Genomic DNA, 16265 nt, shown 5'->3' with positions numbered 1-16265 from the left:
CGGGCTTTTCAAAGAAACGTCGACGTTACAGGCTTCAGTCCCCGGCCAGCAGGCGCTCCCACAGCAGGTCGTTCATCAGCACCTTCGTCACAAAGTCGCGGCTGCTGGTGGCCACTGCGGGCGGGTTATCAGCCAGCAGCGGGATGTCGATTTTAAACTGCGCCCCGCGCTCCCCATTGTTCTCGGCCTGGATGTTGCCGCCGTGGTGATACACCAGGAAGAACACAGCCATGAGATTCAGGCCGAAGTCGGGTGCATCCTCCAGACGGATGGCGAAGGGATCAAACACAGAGCGCAGCGCCCCCTGGGGCAGGCCCGGGCCGTCATCCTGAAGGGTGAACTGGATGGAGACTGGACGGTCGGCAAAGCGTTGAGCCTTGGCCGACAGCGCGATGCGGGACCCCGCAGGCAGCACGTCGATCTCGTCCTGAATCAGAAGCTGGAACATGCGCTCAAAACGCGCGCGCTCGGTCGAGATCGCTGGCAGTCCATCGGCGATTTCCAGATCCAGCCGGATGTTTTTGGCCTGGAGTCCGGCCTGAAGCCCAGCCACCACCGTCTGGATGCTTTCCGCCACATTCAGCGGGGCCTCGGCCTTGATTGTGTCCGCCAGGCTCGCGCCATCCAGTTCCCCGATCAGTTCCGAAATGCGGCCCGCCTGCTTCAGCACCTGCGAGTGAAAGTCACGCCAGAAGGAAGGGTCCTGCAACCGGTCCATGTCCACGCTTTCCTGGCGCAGCTTCAGCGGCGTCAGGTTCAGGAAAGTCTGCACCGCCTCCAGCGGGTTGCGCAGGTTCTGGCACAGTCCACTGGCCAGCACTCCCAGGCTGATCACGCGGTCTGTGATGACCATGTTTTGCAGCACGCTCAGCTTCTCGCGCAGCAGGTCGTCCCGCTCCCGCTGCAGCAGGAAAAATTCCATCGCCCGGCGCAGTGTGTTGCGCATGTCTTCCACCTGCAAAGGCTTGGACACATAGCGGAAGACATTGCCCAGGTTCACCGCATCCACCGTCACGCCAAAGTCGGCAAAGGCAGTGATCATCATGCGGACGATCTTCGGACGGATCTGCCGGGCACGCTCCAAAAGCTGCACGCCTTTCTGCCCGGGCATGCGCTGGTCCGTCAACAGAACGCCGATTTCATCCCCGCGCGACTCGATCAGCTTGAGGCCTTCATTGGCATTCGTGGCGGTCAAGATTCGGAACTCGCCACCGAAGGTTTTCTCAAAGTACTTCAGCGCCATTTCTTCATCGTCCACGTAAAGGACTGCGTAGCGTTTATAATCGTAGAGGTTTTGCATGAGGGAGTCTATTAGACGCGGCTGCGTCAGGCTTCGAGTATGGGAGCGGTCACGGGAAATTCCAAAACAAATTCACAGAACTCACCAAGGACGCTTTCAAGGAGGATCCGCCCCCCGTGTTCAGCCATAATCTGGTGGCAAATGGACAGGCCCAGGCCCATACCCGCGCCAACATCCTTAGTCGTAAAGAAAGGATCAAAGATATTATTCCGGTTTTCCTCCGGGATGCCGGGGCCGTTATCACGGATGTGCAGCGCCGCCATCGTGCCATTTTGGGTGGCCCAGATGGACAGGCAGCGCTCCTGCCCTTCCGGGTAGGTCTTCTCTGACATCGCATCCATGGAGTTCTGAATGAGATTGATGAGCACCTGGATGAACTGGTTCTGGTCTCCCACCGCTTCCACATACTGCGGCAGGTCCAGCTTCACCTCCACGCCGTCCTTGATCGCGTGGGAGAAGAATCGCAGCGTCGTTTCCACGGCTTGGCTCAGGTTAAAATTACCGGCCACTTGATGCGTCGTCCTGGAGAAGCCGCGCAGATCGCTGATGATGCGGGCCACTCGGTCCACCCCGTTTTCGATGTCGCCCAGCGTCTCCACAAAGTCAGGCCGATCCGCCTCCGTCAGCTTGCCCGCCGTGTCACGCAGCACAAAGAGCGCCTGCTTCGCATAGTTGAGCGGATTGTTGATCTCATGGATCAGGCCCGCGCTCAACCTGCCCAGGGAGGCAAGCTTCTCATTGCGCACCAGCATCGCCTCCGTCTCCTTCACCTGCTCCAGTGCTGCCTCCAGCCGCTGCTTCTGCACCTGTAGCTCACGCTGGAAGAGGTGCGAATCCGTCAGGTTCTTCAGCCGCACGGAAAGCTCCGTGAGGGAAAACGGCTTGCCCAGAAAGTCACTCGCCCCCGCCATCAGGCAGTCGATCTTCGTCTTCTCATCCGCACGCGCCGTCAGCAGCACTACCGGGATGCCTCGGGTGGAGGTGCGCTCGCGCAGCTCCCGGCACACCTGCAGGCCGTCCTTCTCCGGCATCATCATGTCAGAAAGAATGATGTCCGGCAGGAACTGTGCCGCCTTTTCCACTGCCTGGTGCCCATCCACCGCCTCAATGACCTCAAACGTCTCCGAAAGCTGCGAGCGAAGGAAGCGCAGCATGTCAGGCTCATCGTCCGCGATCAACAGCTTCGGCTTCTTGCTCCGCCGCCCTACCCCCAGCTCCATCGGCCGCAGCGTCGCCTGCAGCGAGGTCATCGCCGGGAACATTTCCGCACGCCGGTACAGCTCGCTGATCCACTCCTTCTGCGCCACAGGCTCCATGTCTGGGATCTCGTCCTCAGCCGTCGTCTCTGCCACTTCCTCCGCCTGCTGGAATGGCAGGATCACCGACATGGAGGTGCCCTTCCCGCGCTCGCTCTGCACGGCCACGCTGCCACCATGCGCCTCGGCGATTTCCTTCACCAGCGAAAGGCCGATGCCCATGCCCTGGAATTTGCGCTGCGAGGAGGTGTCCGCCTGCCAGAAGCGGTTGAAAATGTTCGGCACATCGGCCGCCGCGATGCCCACCCCGGAGTCCTTCACCTCCAGCCGGAACCAGGAGCCTGCCCGCGTGGCGTTCAACTGCACCGTGCCGCCTGCCGGGGTGAACTTCAAGGCGTTGAACAGCAAGTTCAGGCAGATGCGCTCCAGCTTCTCCGCATCCGCCATCACCCGGCCCATGCCACTCTCGCAGTCCACCTGGAGATTGATGCGCTTGTCCTTAGCCACACCCGCCACCGCCTTGCCCAGCCCGCGCACAAAATCCTCCAGCGCCACCGGGGCGCTGCGGATCTGGATCGTGCCTGACTCCAGCCGCACCAGGTCCAGCAAGTCATTGATCAGCTTCAGCAGGCGCATCGCATTGCTCTGCATGGTCGCCAGCAGATCGGACTTCTGCTCCTCGCTCAGGTGGTTTCGCTGGTTGATCAGGGACTCGATGGGCGCGATGAGCAGCGTCAGCGGCGTACGCAGCTCATGGCTCACGTTGGCAAAGAAGCGGCTCTTCGCATCATCCAGCTCGCGCAGCTTCGTATTGCTTTCCTCCAGCATCGCATTGGCATCCAGCAGCTCCGTGCTCTTTTCATTGAGGCGGCGGCGCAGGATGAATTCGTTAAAACGGATGCCCGTGTAAAGCCAGGTGCCCACCACCACCATCACCGCCGTCAAAAACAGGAAAAAGCCGTTGTTGTACAGGATCTTTTCATGCCCCGCTAGGTTGTTGTTCAGGCACACCACACCGTAGGAAATCAGCGTCAGCGTCACCACAATGATGCTGTCCCGGGTCGTCCACCTCATCATCAGCGCCGCACCGACCATGATCAGGTTCATCCCCGCGTAATAAGGAGAGTTCGCCCCGCCCAACTGATAAATCATCCAGGCGATGGAAAGGATGGGCGGCATCGCCACCAGCAGCCCCAGCACCCGCACCGACTTCACCGTTTGGGCAAAGCCCAGCGCCACCCACAGCCCCAGCAGGCACACACTGCTGAGCAGACGCGCAGGCAGAAACTGCAGCATGTGCTCAAAGTCATAGACCAGCAGGTCCAGGCTGGCCCCTGACGGCATGAAAATGGCCGTCAGCACGCAGCAGACACGAAAATTTCGCCGCCGGATCTGCACCTCATCCGCCTCAAAGGCCTCCCAGAGCTGGGGCTGGTCGATGGAGGTCTTGTCAGGCATTCTTCGGCTTGCGTACCTCCATGAAAATATTTACCCCCGTCTCATCTTCGCGGATGACGGTCGCCCCCGCCGGCGCACGGCTGGGTGCCAGACTCAGGAACTGCTCATCATTGCGATAGACCAAGTGCCAGTCCATCACACACTCCATCCAGTAGCGCGAGGGATTTCGCGAGTGCACGTTCGTGGCGATCAGCAGCCCGCCCGGAGCCACCATGTCATAAAAGATCTCCAGCAGGCGACGACAGACGCGGTCTGAAAGGTAGTCGAAAAGGCCCGCGCAATAAACCACGTCATATCCGGCGCCACCGCCCTGCGGCCTCCCGGCCTCCTTCATCATCTGGTGCACGGATTTCTTCACAAACTGCAGGGCCATCCGCCGGTCATAGTCCTGGCACAGGTGCTGTAGGGTACCCTGCGTGTGTTCCAGCGTCTCATCATTGAAGTCCACCAGGGTAAAGTCCGCTTCATGGCTCAGCTCATCGGTCGAGATAAAGCGCTGCACCTCCTGCGCCGGGCCACAGCCGAGGTTAAAGAAACGAGCCTTTCTCCCTTCAGGCAGCACCCGTTCCGTCTCATCATGCAGTTGCTTCGTCAGGTAGGTGATCCGGTTCCGGTGCGCCACCACCGTGGGAGATTCCAGAAAGACGCGGTTGATCAACTTCGCAAAGACTGAGCTGCCCTCATACGGTGACCGCAGCATCATGCTCACCATTTCATAGTCCCCCGCATAACCCAGGGGTTTTTGATACGTGCGGTAGGTGAAGGGGGAGCACAGCACGATGGGGTGCAACTGCCTCTTGATGTAGCCACGGTGCACGGGCAGCAGCTCCTGAGGCACCTCCGCCGCCGCTTCCTCGAACTTCAAAAACAGCGGCCACAGCGCTGGCAGCACCAGCTTTTCCACCTCTTGAATGGCATACAACTCGGACTCCAGGCGGTCCCCGGTCGGCAGGGAACGCACACACAGCTCCACCTGCTCCAGCCAGCGACGCAGATCCGTGAGCACCGTCAGAATATCAATCACGACGATCTTGAAATTCGGGCTCACCTGGAAAATCCGGCTCGTATCCCGCAGCAGGGTCGCCAGCTCCTCCCCCAGGCCCAGCCGCTGCTGCAGCGGGGCGAAGATATCTGGGTCCATCCACCCTTCCTCATCCAGCGAGGCCTCCAGGATGAGCATGATGCCGGTGTTCACCAGATTCGTCACCACCGCGCGGCCCGAATACAGCATCCGGTCATTCACCGTCACCCGAAAATCCATCAGCACCTCCGAGAGCTGCAAAATGCTATAGGGATTGTAAACTTCAAACACCGCCAGGTGGCGGGTCAGCCTGTGCACCGTCCCCCTTACCTCCGCCCCCTGGCTGTTCCGGCACACAATGATGCTGAGATTTTCAGCGTTCAGCCCTGGGGAGCCAGGAATCAGGTCTGCGGAGTCTGCGGGCATCTTTCAGAAGAAGAAGGGGATTGGACTCCGAGATCAAAAATACCTCAAAGCACAGCCCCCTGTTTGCAGACAACCTTCACGGCGGTCAACAAGATAATTCAAGATCTGAAATGCAGTATATAGAGTCCTAATTTATCGACTTACTACACATTGTAAACACATGTGATTCACGAGCGACACCGACCAGCTCGTGACTCGAAAAAATCATCTGACTGACATTTCAAGATTTTTCATATGAAAGCCCTGCCAAAAATCATCAAAAATTCGAAAAAACACCCTGTTAGGCTGACCTCCTTTTCCAGCTTCATTCCTAGCTATCAGGCCAGTTGCCGCCCGCGAAATCAAGAATTCACCCTGCACTTCAAGCTTCATTTTATCTCCGCTTACTTCCTCCAATCTAAGTCACCAGTTACTCGCTTCACCCTCAGCTACTAACTTGAAAAAGTCCTCTCTCCGAAAGCAAGCTAGTGAGTTCAAACGGAGAAAAAACGCTACCAAAAATACCACCGCCAAGGCTCCCCCATGGGAAAAAAAGTTTTTGTCTGACAGGGCATCCATAAATCACCGCCACGCATTTCCGAAAATGTAAGATGTCTGGCATTCATATCATGGAAGGGGTTTAAAATTCCAGACCGAACTGGCTTTCTAGCCAGGTTTCGGGCCACTCCAAAAAAGCGAAATTCGGCCTCTTCATGCAAATGCCTGATGCCCGCCTTGAAGAGCGGGCGTAAAATGGCATGATGTCTGTGATGATGGAGAATTCCCCGGAAGTCGTGATTGTAGGTGCCGGACCTGCTGGCTGCACCCTCGCCGCCCTGCTGGCCCAGCGCGGCATTGCCTGCGTTGTCTTCGATGATGACAAACGCCCCAGCCTCCTCGTCGGCGAATCCCTCATACCCGGTGTCGTCCCCGTTTTTCGTCAGCTCGGCATTGAGGAGCGCGTGGCCGCTATGTCCACCCGCAAGCCCGGAGCCTCCTTCTTCGTCACCGATGACGGCCCGCGCATCCACTTCAGCTTCAAAAATGTGGAGGGCCACCTGCCCCCCTACTCCTACAACACCCCGCGCCCCGAACTGGACAACCTCCTGCGCGTGCGGGCTGAGGAACTCGGTGCCCGTTTTGTCCATGCCCGGGCCACCCTGGAACCCAGCGTGGAAAACGGCCAGCCCACCCTGCGCCTGAGTGCAGACAGCCTGGCAAAAGCGGGCCTGCCGCCCGATGCCAAACCCCTGCTGGTAGATGCCTCCGGCCGCGCCCGCACCTTCGCCCGCAGCATGAACATCCCCGCCGTCCGAGGCGAGCGGGACGACATCGCCTACTTCGCCCACTTTGAAGACTTCGACCATGACGAAGTGGAGCCCGGCCAGGTCATCATCTCCGTCCTCCGCGCTGGGTGGAGCTGGCGCATCCCCCTGCCCGGCCGCCTTTCCGTGGGTATCGTGGTGAATAAAGCCCACGCCCCCACCCTGGGAGCCACCGCCGAAGAACGCCTGGAAAACGCCATCCGGCAGGAGCCCATCCTCGCCGCCAAAGGCAGCCGTGCCCGCCGGGTCTCCCCGGTGATGACTTACACCAACTACCAGCTCCTCTCCCAACAGGGCCACGGCCCCGGCTGGGTGCTGCTGGGGGATGCCTACGGCTTTGTGGATCCCATGCTCTCCCCCGGCCTCTTCATGTCGCTAGAGGGCGCGCGCCAACTCGACGAATGCGTCTTTTCCAAAGGCACGCAAATCCTCCACAATCCCGCCGCCCTCGCCCGCGCCCTGGATCGTTACAGCCGCCGCATTGTGGAGTGGCACCAGGCGTGGACGGACCTCGTGCGCTACTTTTACGATGGCCGCATTTTCCAGATCCATCTTGCGGGCAAGAACCTGGCCATGAAGCCATCCCCCTTTAACATCGCTAGCGTCATGGAGCGGCACTCCACCTTCCACATCGCCAGCATGGCCTCAGGGGGCTACACCCGCAGCGGCTACAGTCGCAGCCTTATGAAGATGCTGTCCAAATACCTCGTCTGGCAGGTGCCCGCAGCAGAAAACTTTGCCGTGCGCAACGCCTGGCACCCACCCCTCCGCGCCGCGGCCTGAGGGAGGCCGAACACAACTAATGCGCGTGTGATTGATCCCTTGAAGTCAGATCTCATGGGCCTCTTGGAGAAAGCGACATGAGAGGAGCGCGGAGACTCTTCTCCGCTTTTAAAACCCTTGCGGCGCAGCCGCCAAACCGAATCTCTTTGGAGATAGGATGTCTATTAGATTTTGTCCTTTCGTTGAGAATCTTGGCGGCTGCGCCGCTGAATCATGAAGGCGGAGAAGAGTCTCCGCGCTCCACTTTATCCACTTCCAGCCCGCCAACAAAAAACGGATCTTCCTCGCGGAAGATCCGTCCATAAATTGACTGTCTTTTCGGCGCTTACTTCTCCGTGATTTTGAGGCCGCGCATCCACACCTTGTCGTGGTGGTCGGTCAGCATGATGCGGCCCTTGCCGGGGGCAAAGCCTTCTTTGGACTTGAACTTGCTGCCTGCGATCATCGTCTTCCACGCATCCGTGGTGGTATCTGCCGCGCAGACCAGCTTGCCATTCAGCCAATGCTCGATCTTGCCGTCCTGCACCACCACGCGGCTGCTGTTCCACTGGCCGGGGGGATTCAGCGGCTTGTCCGCCGCCGGGGCCTTGATGTCATAGATGGAGGCCGTGGTGTGGCTGCCACCTTTAAGGCCATCGGGATGCTTCGCATCGTCGATCATCTGATACTCAATGCCCAGCCACTCTTTACCACCGACCTTCGTCACCCAATATTTGATGCCGTTGTTGCCGCCTTCTTCCACCTTCCATTCCCACTCCAGCGCAAAGTTCGTGTATTCCTTTTCGGACAACAGATTGCCTCCCTTTTCACCATTCAGGTGCAGTTCTCCATCCACCACCACCCAGCCAGCACCTGGCTTGGCACCATCAGGTCCGGTCCATCCGGCGAGGGACTTTCCATCGAATAAAGAAACAGCATCTGCTGCGATGACGCGGCAGGCACCCAGAACCAGAAACACAAAGAGAGAAGCTTTCATGAAGAGTCAGAATAAACAGTCCGCAGCCGCTGGCAAGCATTGTGCAAGCCGTAGCTACCTGCCCTCAAACGTAAAATTTCACCTGCTCTGTTCAAGAGTCTGGCTTACATAGAAAAAACATGGCTAACGAGGAGCAGTCAGGCAAATCCCCCACCCCACCGTGGGAAGCGAAAAAAGTTCCGTCCAAGCGTGGCTTGTTCCGCAAGATCGTTCTTTGGTCTGTGGGCTTCGGCGTGCTCGGACTCGTCATCTACGGCCTACGCCCCCGCCCCACGCCGGTAGAGCTGGCCGAGGTGAAGCGCGGCCCCCTCACCGTGCATGTGATGGAGGAGGGCAAGACCCGCATCCGCAACCGCTACATCGTGGCCGCCCCCGTCACCGGCAGCATGCGCCGTGTGCCCCTGAAAGCTGGCGATGAAGTCAAGGCCGGCGAAACCGTGCTCACCCTCATCGAGCCCGGCATCGCACCGCTCATTGATGCCCGCACCAAGGCCCAGGCCGATGCCCGCATCGCCTCCACCCAGGCGGCGCTCCAGCAGGCCTCCGAAGGCCTGGAAATGACTCGCACCGCTGCGCGCTTTGCCCAGGCCAACTGGGACCGCGTGAAGTCCAATGCCACCGAAGGCAGCATCTCCATCACCGACCGCGACAACATCCAGCGCGAGGCCGAGATGCGCAGCCGCGAGGTCCGCTCCCAAGAGTTCGCCCTGAAGGTGGCCGAGTATGAGCTCACCCAGGCCAAGGCCGCCCTGCTACAGATGACCAGCCCCGGCGGCGACAGCACGCCCGTGGAATTGCGCGCCCCCGTCAGCGGTCGTGTGCTGCGAGTGGAGCAAGAGAGCGCCATGATCATCGCCGCCGGTGCCCCGATCCTGGAGATCGGCGACGTGGCCGACCTGGAAGTCGAGGCCGAAATCCTCTCCCGCGATGCCGTGCTCATACGCCCAGGTGCCCCGGCCAGCATCGAACAGTGGGGTGGTGACGCCCCGCTGAAGGCCACCGTCCGCCGCGTTGAGCCAGCAGCCTTCACCAAAGTCTCCGCCCTGGGCGTAGAGGAGCAGCGCGTCATCGTCCTCTGCGACCTCGATCCCGCCGGGCTCAAAGGCACCCCGCTGGGCGACCGCTTCCGCGTGGAAGTACGCGTGGCCGTCTGGCATGAGGACGACGTCCTGCAGGTGCCTAGCGGGGCCCTCTTCCGCGAAGGCTCCGTGTGGCGCACTTTTGTTTTTGATCAGGACAAGGCCCGCGTCACCACGGTGGAAACCGGTCGCAGCGATGGCAAATGGACCCAGGTGATCCAGGGCCTCAAAGCTGGTGACCGTGTGCTGATGCACCCGCCTGATTCCGTGAAGGACGGCACTGAAGTGGTGGCCCGCCACTAGGCTGATTTTCAGGCAGTCTCGTAGCCGCCTGGGCACCTGCCGGAAAGTCCTCCCGAGCTTCAGCTCGTACACGTCACGTTCGGTCATTGGCTCTTGCAGAACTCTCCGCCCACCCGCGTGCTAAAGCACGAGAGTACTTTGGCTGCCGCCTGCCGGAAAGTACTCCAGAGCTTCAGCTCGCACCCGTCTTGTTCAGTCATTCGACCTCGCAGAACCCTCGGCCCACACGCGTGCTAAAGCACTAGAGTACTTTGGATGCGCACGAACTTCCCGCCCCCCCTCCCCTGACTCACCCCAGCCCATACTGGCGGGCAAAGGCCTGCTGCACGGCCAGTGTCACCGGTCCAGGGGCCTTGAGGCTGCGGCCATTCAGTCCCGCGATCGGATGCACATCCCGCGTGGATGAGGTGAGAAAGGCCTCCTCGCACTCCTCCAGCACCACAGCAGGCAGGTCCTCCTCCAGGCACACGATGCCCTCCTTCACACAGGCCTCCAGGACAAGCTGGCGGGTAATGCCCGCGAGGCAGCCGGAGGACAGCGGCGGCGTCAGCAGCCGCCCCTCCAGCACCACAAACACATTGGACCCCGTCCCTTCGCAAAGTTGGTTAGACTCGTTCACCACCAGCGCCTCCCCGCAGCCACGTTCCTTCGCATACATGAGGGCGCGCACGTTCTCACCATAGGAGACACTTTTCACCCCAGCCAGCGCCCCGCGTGAATTCCGCGTCCAGGGGGCCAGTTGCACGTTCTCCGTGGGCGGCCAGGGTTTCAGCGGCGTGGCCACTACCAGCACCGTGCCGCGCCCGGCTCCGCGATCAGAGCCCAGCGGCCCGTCCCCACTGGTCAGCGTCACCCGCACCCGCGCATCCACCAGCCCGTTCGCAGCCATCACTTCCCGCATGCTTTCTTCGAAGACTTCTTCCGAGATACAATGAAGTCCGGTGACGTCGCAGGACCGCTGTAACCGCGCATAGTGCTCCCGTGCGGCAAAGGGCCTGCCCCCGCGTGCCACCAGGGTTTCAAACACACCATCTCCCACCAGCAGACCGTGATCCAGCGGTGAGAGCCGGGCTTCTTCAAGAGACTGAAGGCGGCCATTGAGCCAGATAAACTGAGAGGGATTCATGTGCTGAACTTTAGCAGCAAAACCAGGCATTCAAGCCTTGAACGCAGACTTGTTCGCGCGGATGAAAAGAATGATTTCACAGGTCTTGTGAGTCTTTTGTGCATTCATTTGCACCCTCGATCTAACTTTCTACCTCCCCCCACCGTTACTGATTCAACATGCTGCGCCTCATCACCGTACAGGGAAAGCAGATCGAGCCCTACCTGGATGCTCTTGGGGCCCTTCGCATCACCGTCTTCAGGGACTACCCGTACCTTTATGATGGCAGCCTGGATTATGAACGCGACTACCTGAAGGTGTATCTGGAGGCAGAGCGCAGCCTCGCCGTGCTCGCCATTCATGGCGATGCCGTGGTGGGCGCAACCACCTGCATGCCCATGGCCGATGAAGGCCCCGAATTTCAGGAGGCCTTTGTCAAAGCAGGACATGACATCTCACGCATCTGCTACCTTGGGGAATCTATCCTTCTCCCCCAATATCGTGGACGCGGACTGGGTAGGCAGTTCTTCAAGCATCGTGAAAACCACGCCCGGTCACTTAGCCTGGGGCTCACCACGTTCTGTGCGGTGGATCGCCCGCAAGACCATCCTTTGCGCCCTCAAGACTACCGCCCGCTGGATGATTTCTGGATCTCCCAGGGTTACCAAAAGCAGCCCGGCATGCAGGCCACCTTTCATTGGAAGGAAGTGCATGAGGCTGCCGAGTCCGCTAAAACATTGACCTTCTGGACCAAAGAACTGAAGTAGCGCAGCCCAGCCTTTGGCGTTTCATTGGCGGCTCACTCCTTCATCGGCCTCATGATCCTCGACCTCCTCACCTTTGACCCCGGTCATCCCTGCGACAGCCCCGCCGCCTTTGCCGATGAAGTGGTGCGTGTGGTGCGGCAGTCCTGGGACAGCGGGGCCGATCTGGTACTGCTCCCCGAGTTCACCTGGATGGGGCTGGAGGCCTTGATGCCGCAGCAACCTGGAGACCCCAGCCACTACCACACCCTGTCGCGGCTTTTTTGGCACACGCTTGTGCCCAGCCTCCGCCAGCGGCTGGATGTGCCAGGCAAGGCCGCCGTGCTGGGCACCGCCCCCTTTGCCGATCCGGATACCCATCGCATCTTCAATCGCGCCCCCATCCTCTGCCAGGGTCAGCTCAGCCATCAGGACAAGCTGCACCTCACCCCTTGGGAGAGCGTCTTCAGCCCCGGTGGCATCCTTTACCTGTGGGAGTTTCAGGGCTTCCGCATCGCCGTCGTCATCTGCCTGGACATCGAGATTCCCGAGATCTCCGCCCGCCTGCGGGGCGATGGCGTGGACCTCATCCTCTGCCCCAGCGCCACTGAAAGCATCCTCGGCGTGGAGCGCGTGGACCGCTGTGCCTCCGCCCGCGCCATCGAGCTGGGCTGCCATGTCGCCGTCTGCCATCTCACCGGCAAGGCCCAGTCCGAACTGATCGATGAAAACATCGGTCGTCTCGCCCTTTACTCCCCTTCCCAGGCCGTCTTTCGCCACGCACCCCGCTGGACAGAGACCGAGGTGTTCACGCAAGGTCAGCATCAGCTCCGCGTGACTTTGGAAAAAAGACCGCTGGAAATCATGCGCCGAATGCACATGGAGACAAATCCTTCACATCTTGGCAAAGATTTGGCTGGTCATTTCACCATCCATCAGGTCGAATCCTGAATCACCCAACCAACACATTACTATTATGAGCATCGTCAGTGAGTTCAAAGAGTTCGTCATGCGCGGCAGCATCGTGGATCTCGCCGTCGGCGTGGTCATCGGCGGCGCCTTCGGCAAGCTGGTGGATGGCGTCGTCAAAGGCGTCATCGGCCCCGTCGTTGAAATGGTCAAAGGCAATGACGCCTTGCCATCCTTTATTCAGGGGGTGTGGGACCTGGGCAATGGCATCCTGAACTTTTTGCTCTTGGCCGCCGTCGTTTTCTTTATCTTTGTGAAGCCGATCAACAAGATCCGCGCCCTACGCGCCAAGCCTGCCGAACCCGCCGCCCCGCCGCCAGTCCCGGAAGATGTGCAGTTGCTCAAGGAGATCCGCGATCTCCTCAAGGCGCGCTGATGCTGCGGCTTTGTTTCGTTGTTTAGGACTCGCCACATCCTCACCCACCGGTGCGGCTGGGGCCTGTGTTTATTCTTAATTGCACGCCGCGTGCCTATCCACATTTACTCAGAGGACACCTCTGTCGGCAAAATTGACCAGATCTGTGGCGATATTTGGAACCTTCCTGAACAGCTACATACCTTGGAGAAGTGGCTCGCCGCGTCCCAGCCCAAACTTCAGCCCGGCAAGTATGTGGCCGACATTGGATTCATGATTCGCCGTGGTGCGACTGGAGGAGGTGCTACCATCGCGCCCGAAATGATGCGGTCCATGGCTGACTTGGGCATGTCTTTGTATTTATCTGAATATCCAGGTGAGGCCGAGGTCGCCTGCGAGGATTAAACAGGTCGGCGATTCAGCCCACGGCGGTAGCCCTGGCTAGAGGATAGACGGCTCCAAGGAGGAGCGCTGCGGGCTGCAAAATCATGGGAGAAGTACAAGGACCTGCGGGAGACACGACTTGGTCCCGCGTTTCTCCCAAGCGCGTCCCTGGAGGAAGTGAAGAAGGCTTCCTCCCCAGAGATTGTGCCCTGGTTCATTCATTGGGCTTCCTTATTTTTAGATTTTCACCTAAGCTAAAAACTTGTTCAACAATGGGACTGACCGCTCGCCTTCGCCATTTTATGCAGCTCAAATACCATTATTCTGAGCATCGTTAAAAAAGCCGCTTGCCAGGGCACCCACGAATTTGTCACACTTGGGATCTTCAGATGACCACCACATCTGCCACCACCCTTTGCAGCGGCGTCTTTTTCGTCGTGCTGGGCTGGCTCGTCTGCTTGCAGGCAGTCCAGCCAGGGGGGAGCATCGGCAGCACTCAAGGACCCGTGCCGCCCAGCAAGCCCGCCGCTGAAACCAGCCCCACAAACGCGGCGGCGCCCGGCCAAATCCCGGCCACACCCGGTCTCACCGCGCCCTCAGCCCAGTCGAACCCCAGCCCGGCCACCGCCCTCAAAAACACGGCCCCGCTTTACCGCAGCCAGGCCCCCGCCGTCGTCACTCGTCCCTCGGCCAACCCAGCAGATGCCCCCACTGCCACCCCCACCGCAGCGCTGGCTCCCACCGCGAAGCCGCCCCTCCCCCAAAGCCCGCCTGCCGCCCAGACCAGCCCGCCCCGCGCCAGCAGCCTGCCCCTCATCACCATCGCCGAAGCCAAGGCCCGCATGTTTCGCCGCGATGTCACAGACCCCGTGCGGGTGCGCGGCACCGTCACCTTTACCAATCACCGCCTCGGCATCGCCTACGTGCAGGACAGCTCCGGCGGCATCGGGTACGATCCCCGCAGCCGACCCGCCATCCATCTGCCTGCGCCGGGGGATACCGTGGAGGTGGAAGGCTACCTCACCCGCCGCCAGGGCCTGGCCATGATCTTGGGCAGCCGCGCCACCTTTGGCCCGCCTAGGATTACCCTCATCCCGGAGGAAAAGAGCACCTTCCCCGCCCTGCCCTTTGACCTGGACGATGCCGCCCAGCTCCGGCTGGATGGCCACCTCGCCCGCGTCTCCGGCGTCATCCGCCGCATCTCCGTACCCCCGCTGGATGGCGCGCCCATGCTGGTGGAAATCAGCACGCCCAGCGGCTACGCCATCGCCCGCCTGCCCTGGCGGGAGCCGCAGGCCGTGTTGGATAAATGGTTAGACTGCCCCGTCACTCTCACCGCCGTGCTCGTCTGCCGGGCAGATCCGCCCCTGCTGCCGGAGGATGCCAGCGCCCTCCTCCTTGTCGCTCATCGGAATCGCTGGTCACCCCAGCCGCGTGCGCTGGAGGAGGCCTTCAACAGCCCGCCCATCACCGCCCTCAGCGCCATCCAGGCCACCCCACGCACGAATGCCCGCCAGCGCATCCACCTCCACGGCACCGTCACCGCCGCCCGGCCCCGTTCCTGGGTCTGCCTGCGCACGGAGGATGGCAGCATCGAGGTCACCACCCGCCAGCTCGCCACCTTCCTCCCCGGCCAGCGTCTGGCCATCGCCGGGTGGCCGCAGAATGTGGAGGGCCGCCTCACCCTGCAGGATGGCATCTGCCGCCCGCTGGGCCATGCCGGCCCGCCCGCCCCCATCCATCTGGAGCAGGGCTTCTTCCACCCCCGCATGCAGCGGGAGCTCGTCTCCCTCACCGGCATCCTCCACACCCACACCCTGCCCGGCGGCCTGCCCCGCTACACCCTCGCCCTGCCCAGCGGCGTGCACTGCCACCTCATCTGGCAGACTTTTCTGAGCCCCCCCCAGATGCACCACCTGCAGGAAGGCAGCACCGTGCAGCTCACCGGCATCTGCCACATCGACAGTCCCAGCGGCGATACCGCCACCGGCGCAGACGATGCCGCCCCCACCCTCTCCGTCATCCCCCGCAGCCTCACCGATCTCGCCCTCATCCAGGGCCCCTCCTGGTGGACGCCCGCCCGCCTCACCCTCGCCGTCTGGGTCCTCACCGCCCTCGCCGGACTCGCCCTCCCCGGTGCCCTCATCTTCCGCTGGCAGCTCTGGCGCCAGGCCCGCCACATCCGCGAGATCGAAAGCCACGCCGCCGCCGAGGAAGAGCGCCTGCGCATCGCCCGCGAATTTCACGACAGCCTCCAGCAGCAGCTCAGCAGCGCCGCCCTGCATCTGGAGACCCTCAAAGGTGCCGTCCATGCCGCCCCAGACATGCTCCCCCGGCTCATCGACGACACCACCGCCATGCTCCGTCACTGCCAGGTGGAGGCCCGCCACACCATCTGGGACCTCCGCAGCGAGACCACCCTCGCCACCGGCCTGCCCGCCGCATTGCAAAATTGGTTAGAAAACCGTGTCCAGCCCGGCACCTCCACCCGAATTCACTTCACCCAGGAAGGGCCCGATGCCCCCCTGCCCGAAGGCGTCTCCCTCCAGCTCATGCGCATCGTTCAGGAGGCCGTGCACAATTCCCTCACCCACGCCTCCGCCCGCACCATCCGCGTCCACCTCAGCACCATCGCCACCCCGCCCCAGGTCAGGCCCGCCCGCCTCACCAGCCGCCTCCGTCTCAGCCGGGCCACCTCCCAGATCCCCGTCCGCAGCGCCACCGGCCCCGTCTCCCTCACCCTCCATCCCTCGTCCGCCTCCCCCCCACCCTCAGCCCACCCCCCAGGCCCTACCGCCGCCCC

The 16265-nt window shown here is 61.2% G+C and carries 13 protein-coding genes; 7 read left to right on the top strand and 6 right to left on the bottom strand.

The features are described from left to right. Nucleotides 1-34: 34 nt before the first annotated feature. From ABEB25_RS10020 to ABEB25_RS10005, 4 genes are all read right to left on the bottom strand, one after another. A complete protein-coding gene (locus ABEB25_RS10020; protein WP_345736263.1) occupies nucleotides 35-1300 on the bottom strand; it encodes a hybrid sensor histidine kinase/response regulator in 1266 nt (421 codons plus the stop codon). A 26-nt stretch (nucleotides 1301-1326) separates the two neighbouring features. Further along, nucleotides 1327-4014 carry an ATP-binding protein gene (locus ABEB25_RS10015; RefSeq protein ID WP_345736262.1) on the bottom strand — a complete coding sequence of 896 codons (2688 nt, stop codon included), beginning with the start codon at nucleotides 4012-4014 and terminating at the stop codon, nucleotides 1327-1329. Then, on the bottom strand, nucleotides 4007-5461 hold the full coding sequence (locus ABEB25_RS10010) for a class I SAM-dependent methyltransferase (protein ID WP_345736261.1): 1455 nt from the start codon (nucleotides 5459-5461) through the stop codon (nucleotides 4007-4009). The genes ABEB25_RS10015 and ABEB25_RS10010 overlap by 8 nt, the downstream gene beginning before the upstream one ends. A 204-nt stretch (nucleotides 5462-5665) precedes the next feature. Next, nucleotides 5666-5833, bottom strand: a complete 168-nt coding sequence (locus ABEB25_RS10005; protein ID WP_345736260.1) for a hypothetical protein — start codon at nucleotides 5831-5833, stop codon at nucleotides 5666-5668. Between the two features lie 377 nt (nucleotides 5834-6210). Between ABEB25_RS10005 and ABEB25_RS10000 the strand changes: the two genes are divergently transcribed. Next, nucleotides 6211-7548: an NAD(P)/FAD-dependent oxidoreductase gene (locus ABEB25_RS10000; RefSeq protein WP_345736259.1), complete on the top strand. Its 1338-nt coding sequence runs from the start codon at nucleotides 6211-6213 to the stop codon at nucleotides 7546-7548. A gap of 325 nt (nucleotides 7549-7873) precedes the next feature. Here ABEB25_RS10000 and ABEB25_RS09995 read toward each other — a convergent pair whose 3' ends face one another. Next, nucleotides 7874-8524 (bottom strand): 3-keto-disaccharide hydrolase, encoded by a 651-nt coding sequence (locus ABEB25_RS09995; protein ID WP_345736257.1) that lies wholly within the window; start codon nucleotides 8522-8524, stop codon nucleotides 7874-7876. Nucleotides 8525-8643: 119 nt separating this feature from the next. Here ABEB25_RS09995 and ABEB25_RS09990 point away from each other — a divergent pair, with 119 nt between their 5' ends. Continuing rightward, nucleotides 8644-9906 (top strand): efflux RND transporter periplasmic adaptor subunit, encoded by a 1263-nt coding sequence (locus tag ABEB25_RS09990; RefSeq protein WP_345736256.1) that lies wholly within the window; start codon nucleotides 8644-8646, stop codon nucleotides 9904-9906. A gap of 289 nt (nucleotides 9907-10195) precedes the next feature. Here the strand turns inward: ABEB25_RS09990 and ABEB25_RS09985 are convergent, their stop codons facing one another. Continuing rightward, nucleotides 10196-11032: an aminotransferase class IV gene (locus ABEB25_RS09985; protein WP_345736255.1), complete on the bottom strand. Its 837-nt coding sequence runs from the start codon at nucleotides 11030-11032 to the stop codon at nucleotides 10196-10198. A gap of 158 nt (nucleotides 11033-11190) precedes the next feature. Here ABEB25_RS09985 and ABEB25_RS09980 point away from each other — a divergent pair, with 158 nt between their 5' ends. The 5 genes from ABEB25_RS09980 to ABEB25_RS09960 form a co-directional block, all read left to right on the top strand. Then, nucleotides 11191-11778, top strand: a complete 588-nt coding sequence (locus ABEB25_RS09980) for a GNAT family N-acetyltransferase (RefSeq protein WP_345736254.1) — start codon at nucleotides 11191-11193, stop codon at nucleotides 11776-11778. Between the two features lie 51 nt (nucleotides 11779-11829). Beyond that, nucleotides 11830-12705, top strand: coding sequence for a nitrilase-related carbon-nitrogen hydrolase (locus tag ABEB25_RS09975; protein WP_345736253.1), 876 nt, complete (start codon nucleotides 11830-11832; stop codon nucleotides 12703-12705). A gap of 25 nt (nucleotides 12706-12730) precedes the next feature. Further along, entirely contained in the window at nucleotides 12731-13099 is a 369-nt protein-coding gene (gene mscL, locus ABEB25_RS09970; protein ID WP_345736252.1) for a large conductance mechanosensitive channel protein MscL, read from the top strand. A 90-nt stretch (nucleotides 13100-13189) separates the two neighbouring features. Further along, nucleotides 13190-13483, top strand: coding sequence for a hypothetical protein (locus ABEB25_RS09965; RefSeq protein ID WP_345736251.1), 294 nt, complete (start codon nucleotides 13190-13192; stop codon nucleotides 13481-13483). A gap of 368 nt (nucleotides 13484-13851) precedes the next feature. Next, on the top strand, nucleotides 13852-16265 hold a 2414-nt coding region (locus ABEB25_RS09960), incomplete at its 3' end, for a sensor histidine kinase (protein WP_345736250.1).

It is taken from the genome of Prosthecobacter algae, assembly GCF_039542385.1.
In the GTDB taxonomy this organism is placed as follows: domain Bacteria; phylum Verrucomicrobiota; class Verrucomicrobiia; order Verrucomicrobiales; family Verrucomicrobiaceae; genus Prosthecobacter; species Prosthecobacter algae.
This window is presented reverse-complemented; position numbering and strand designations above follow the sequence as displayed.

Excerpts from the sequence above, each read along its gene's own strand:
- ABEB25_RS10020 (WP_345736263.1), bottom strand. The coding sequence starts at position 1,300 with ATGCAAAACCTCTACGATTATAAACGCTACGCAGTCCTTTACGTGGAC.
- ABEB25_RS10015 (WP_345736262.1), bottom strand. The coding sequence starts at position 4,014 with ATGCCTGACAAGACCTCCATCGACCAGCCCCAGCTCTGGGAGGCCTTT.
- ABEB25_RS09995 (WP_345736257.1), bottom strand. The coding sequence starts at position 8,524 with ATGAAAGCTTCTCTCTTTGTGTTTCTGGTTCTGGGTGCCTGCCGCGTC.
- ABEB25_RS10000 (WP_345736259.1), top strand. The coding sequence starts at position 6,211 with ATGATGGAGAATTCCCCGGAAGTCGTGATTGTAGGTGCCGGACCTGCT.
- ABEB25_RS09975 (WP_345736253.1), top strand. The coding sequence starts at position 11,830 with ATGATCCTCGACCTCCTCACCTTTGACCCCGGTCATCCCTGCGACAGC.
- ABEB25_RS09980 (WP_345736254.1), top strand. The coding sequence starts at position 11,191 with ATGCTGCGCCTCATCACCGTACAGGGAAAGCAGATCGAGCCCTACCTG.
- ABEB25_RS09985 (WP_345736255.1), bottom strand. The coding sequence starts at position 11,032 with ATGAATCCCTCTCAGTTTATCTGGCTCAATGGCCGCCTTCAGTCTCTT.
- ABEB25_RS10005 (WP_345736260.1), bottom strand. The coding sequence starts at position 5,833 with ATGAAGCTTGAAGTGCAGGGTGAATTCTTGATTTCGCGGGCGGCAACT.
- ABEB25_RS10010 (WP_345736261.1), bottom strand. The coding sequence starts at position 5,461 with ATGCCCGCAGACTCCGCAGACCTGATTCCTGGCTCCCCAGGGCTGAAC.
- mscL (WP_345736252.1), top strand. The coding sequence starts at position 12,731 with ATGAGCATCGTCAGTGAGTTCAAAGAGTTCGTCATGCGCGGCAGCATC.
- ABEB25_RS09990 (WP_345736256.1), top strand. The coding sequence starts at position 8,644 with ATGGCTAACGAGGAGCAGTCAGGCAAATCCCCCACCCCACCGTGGGAA.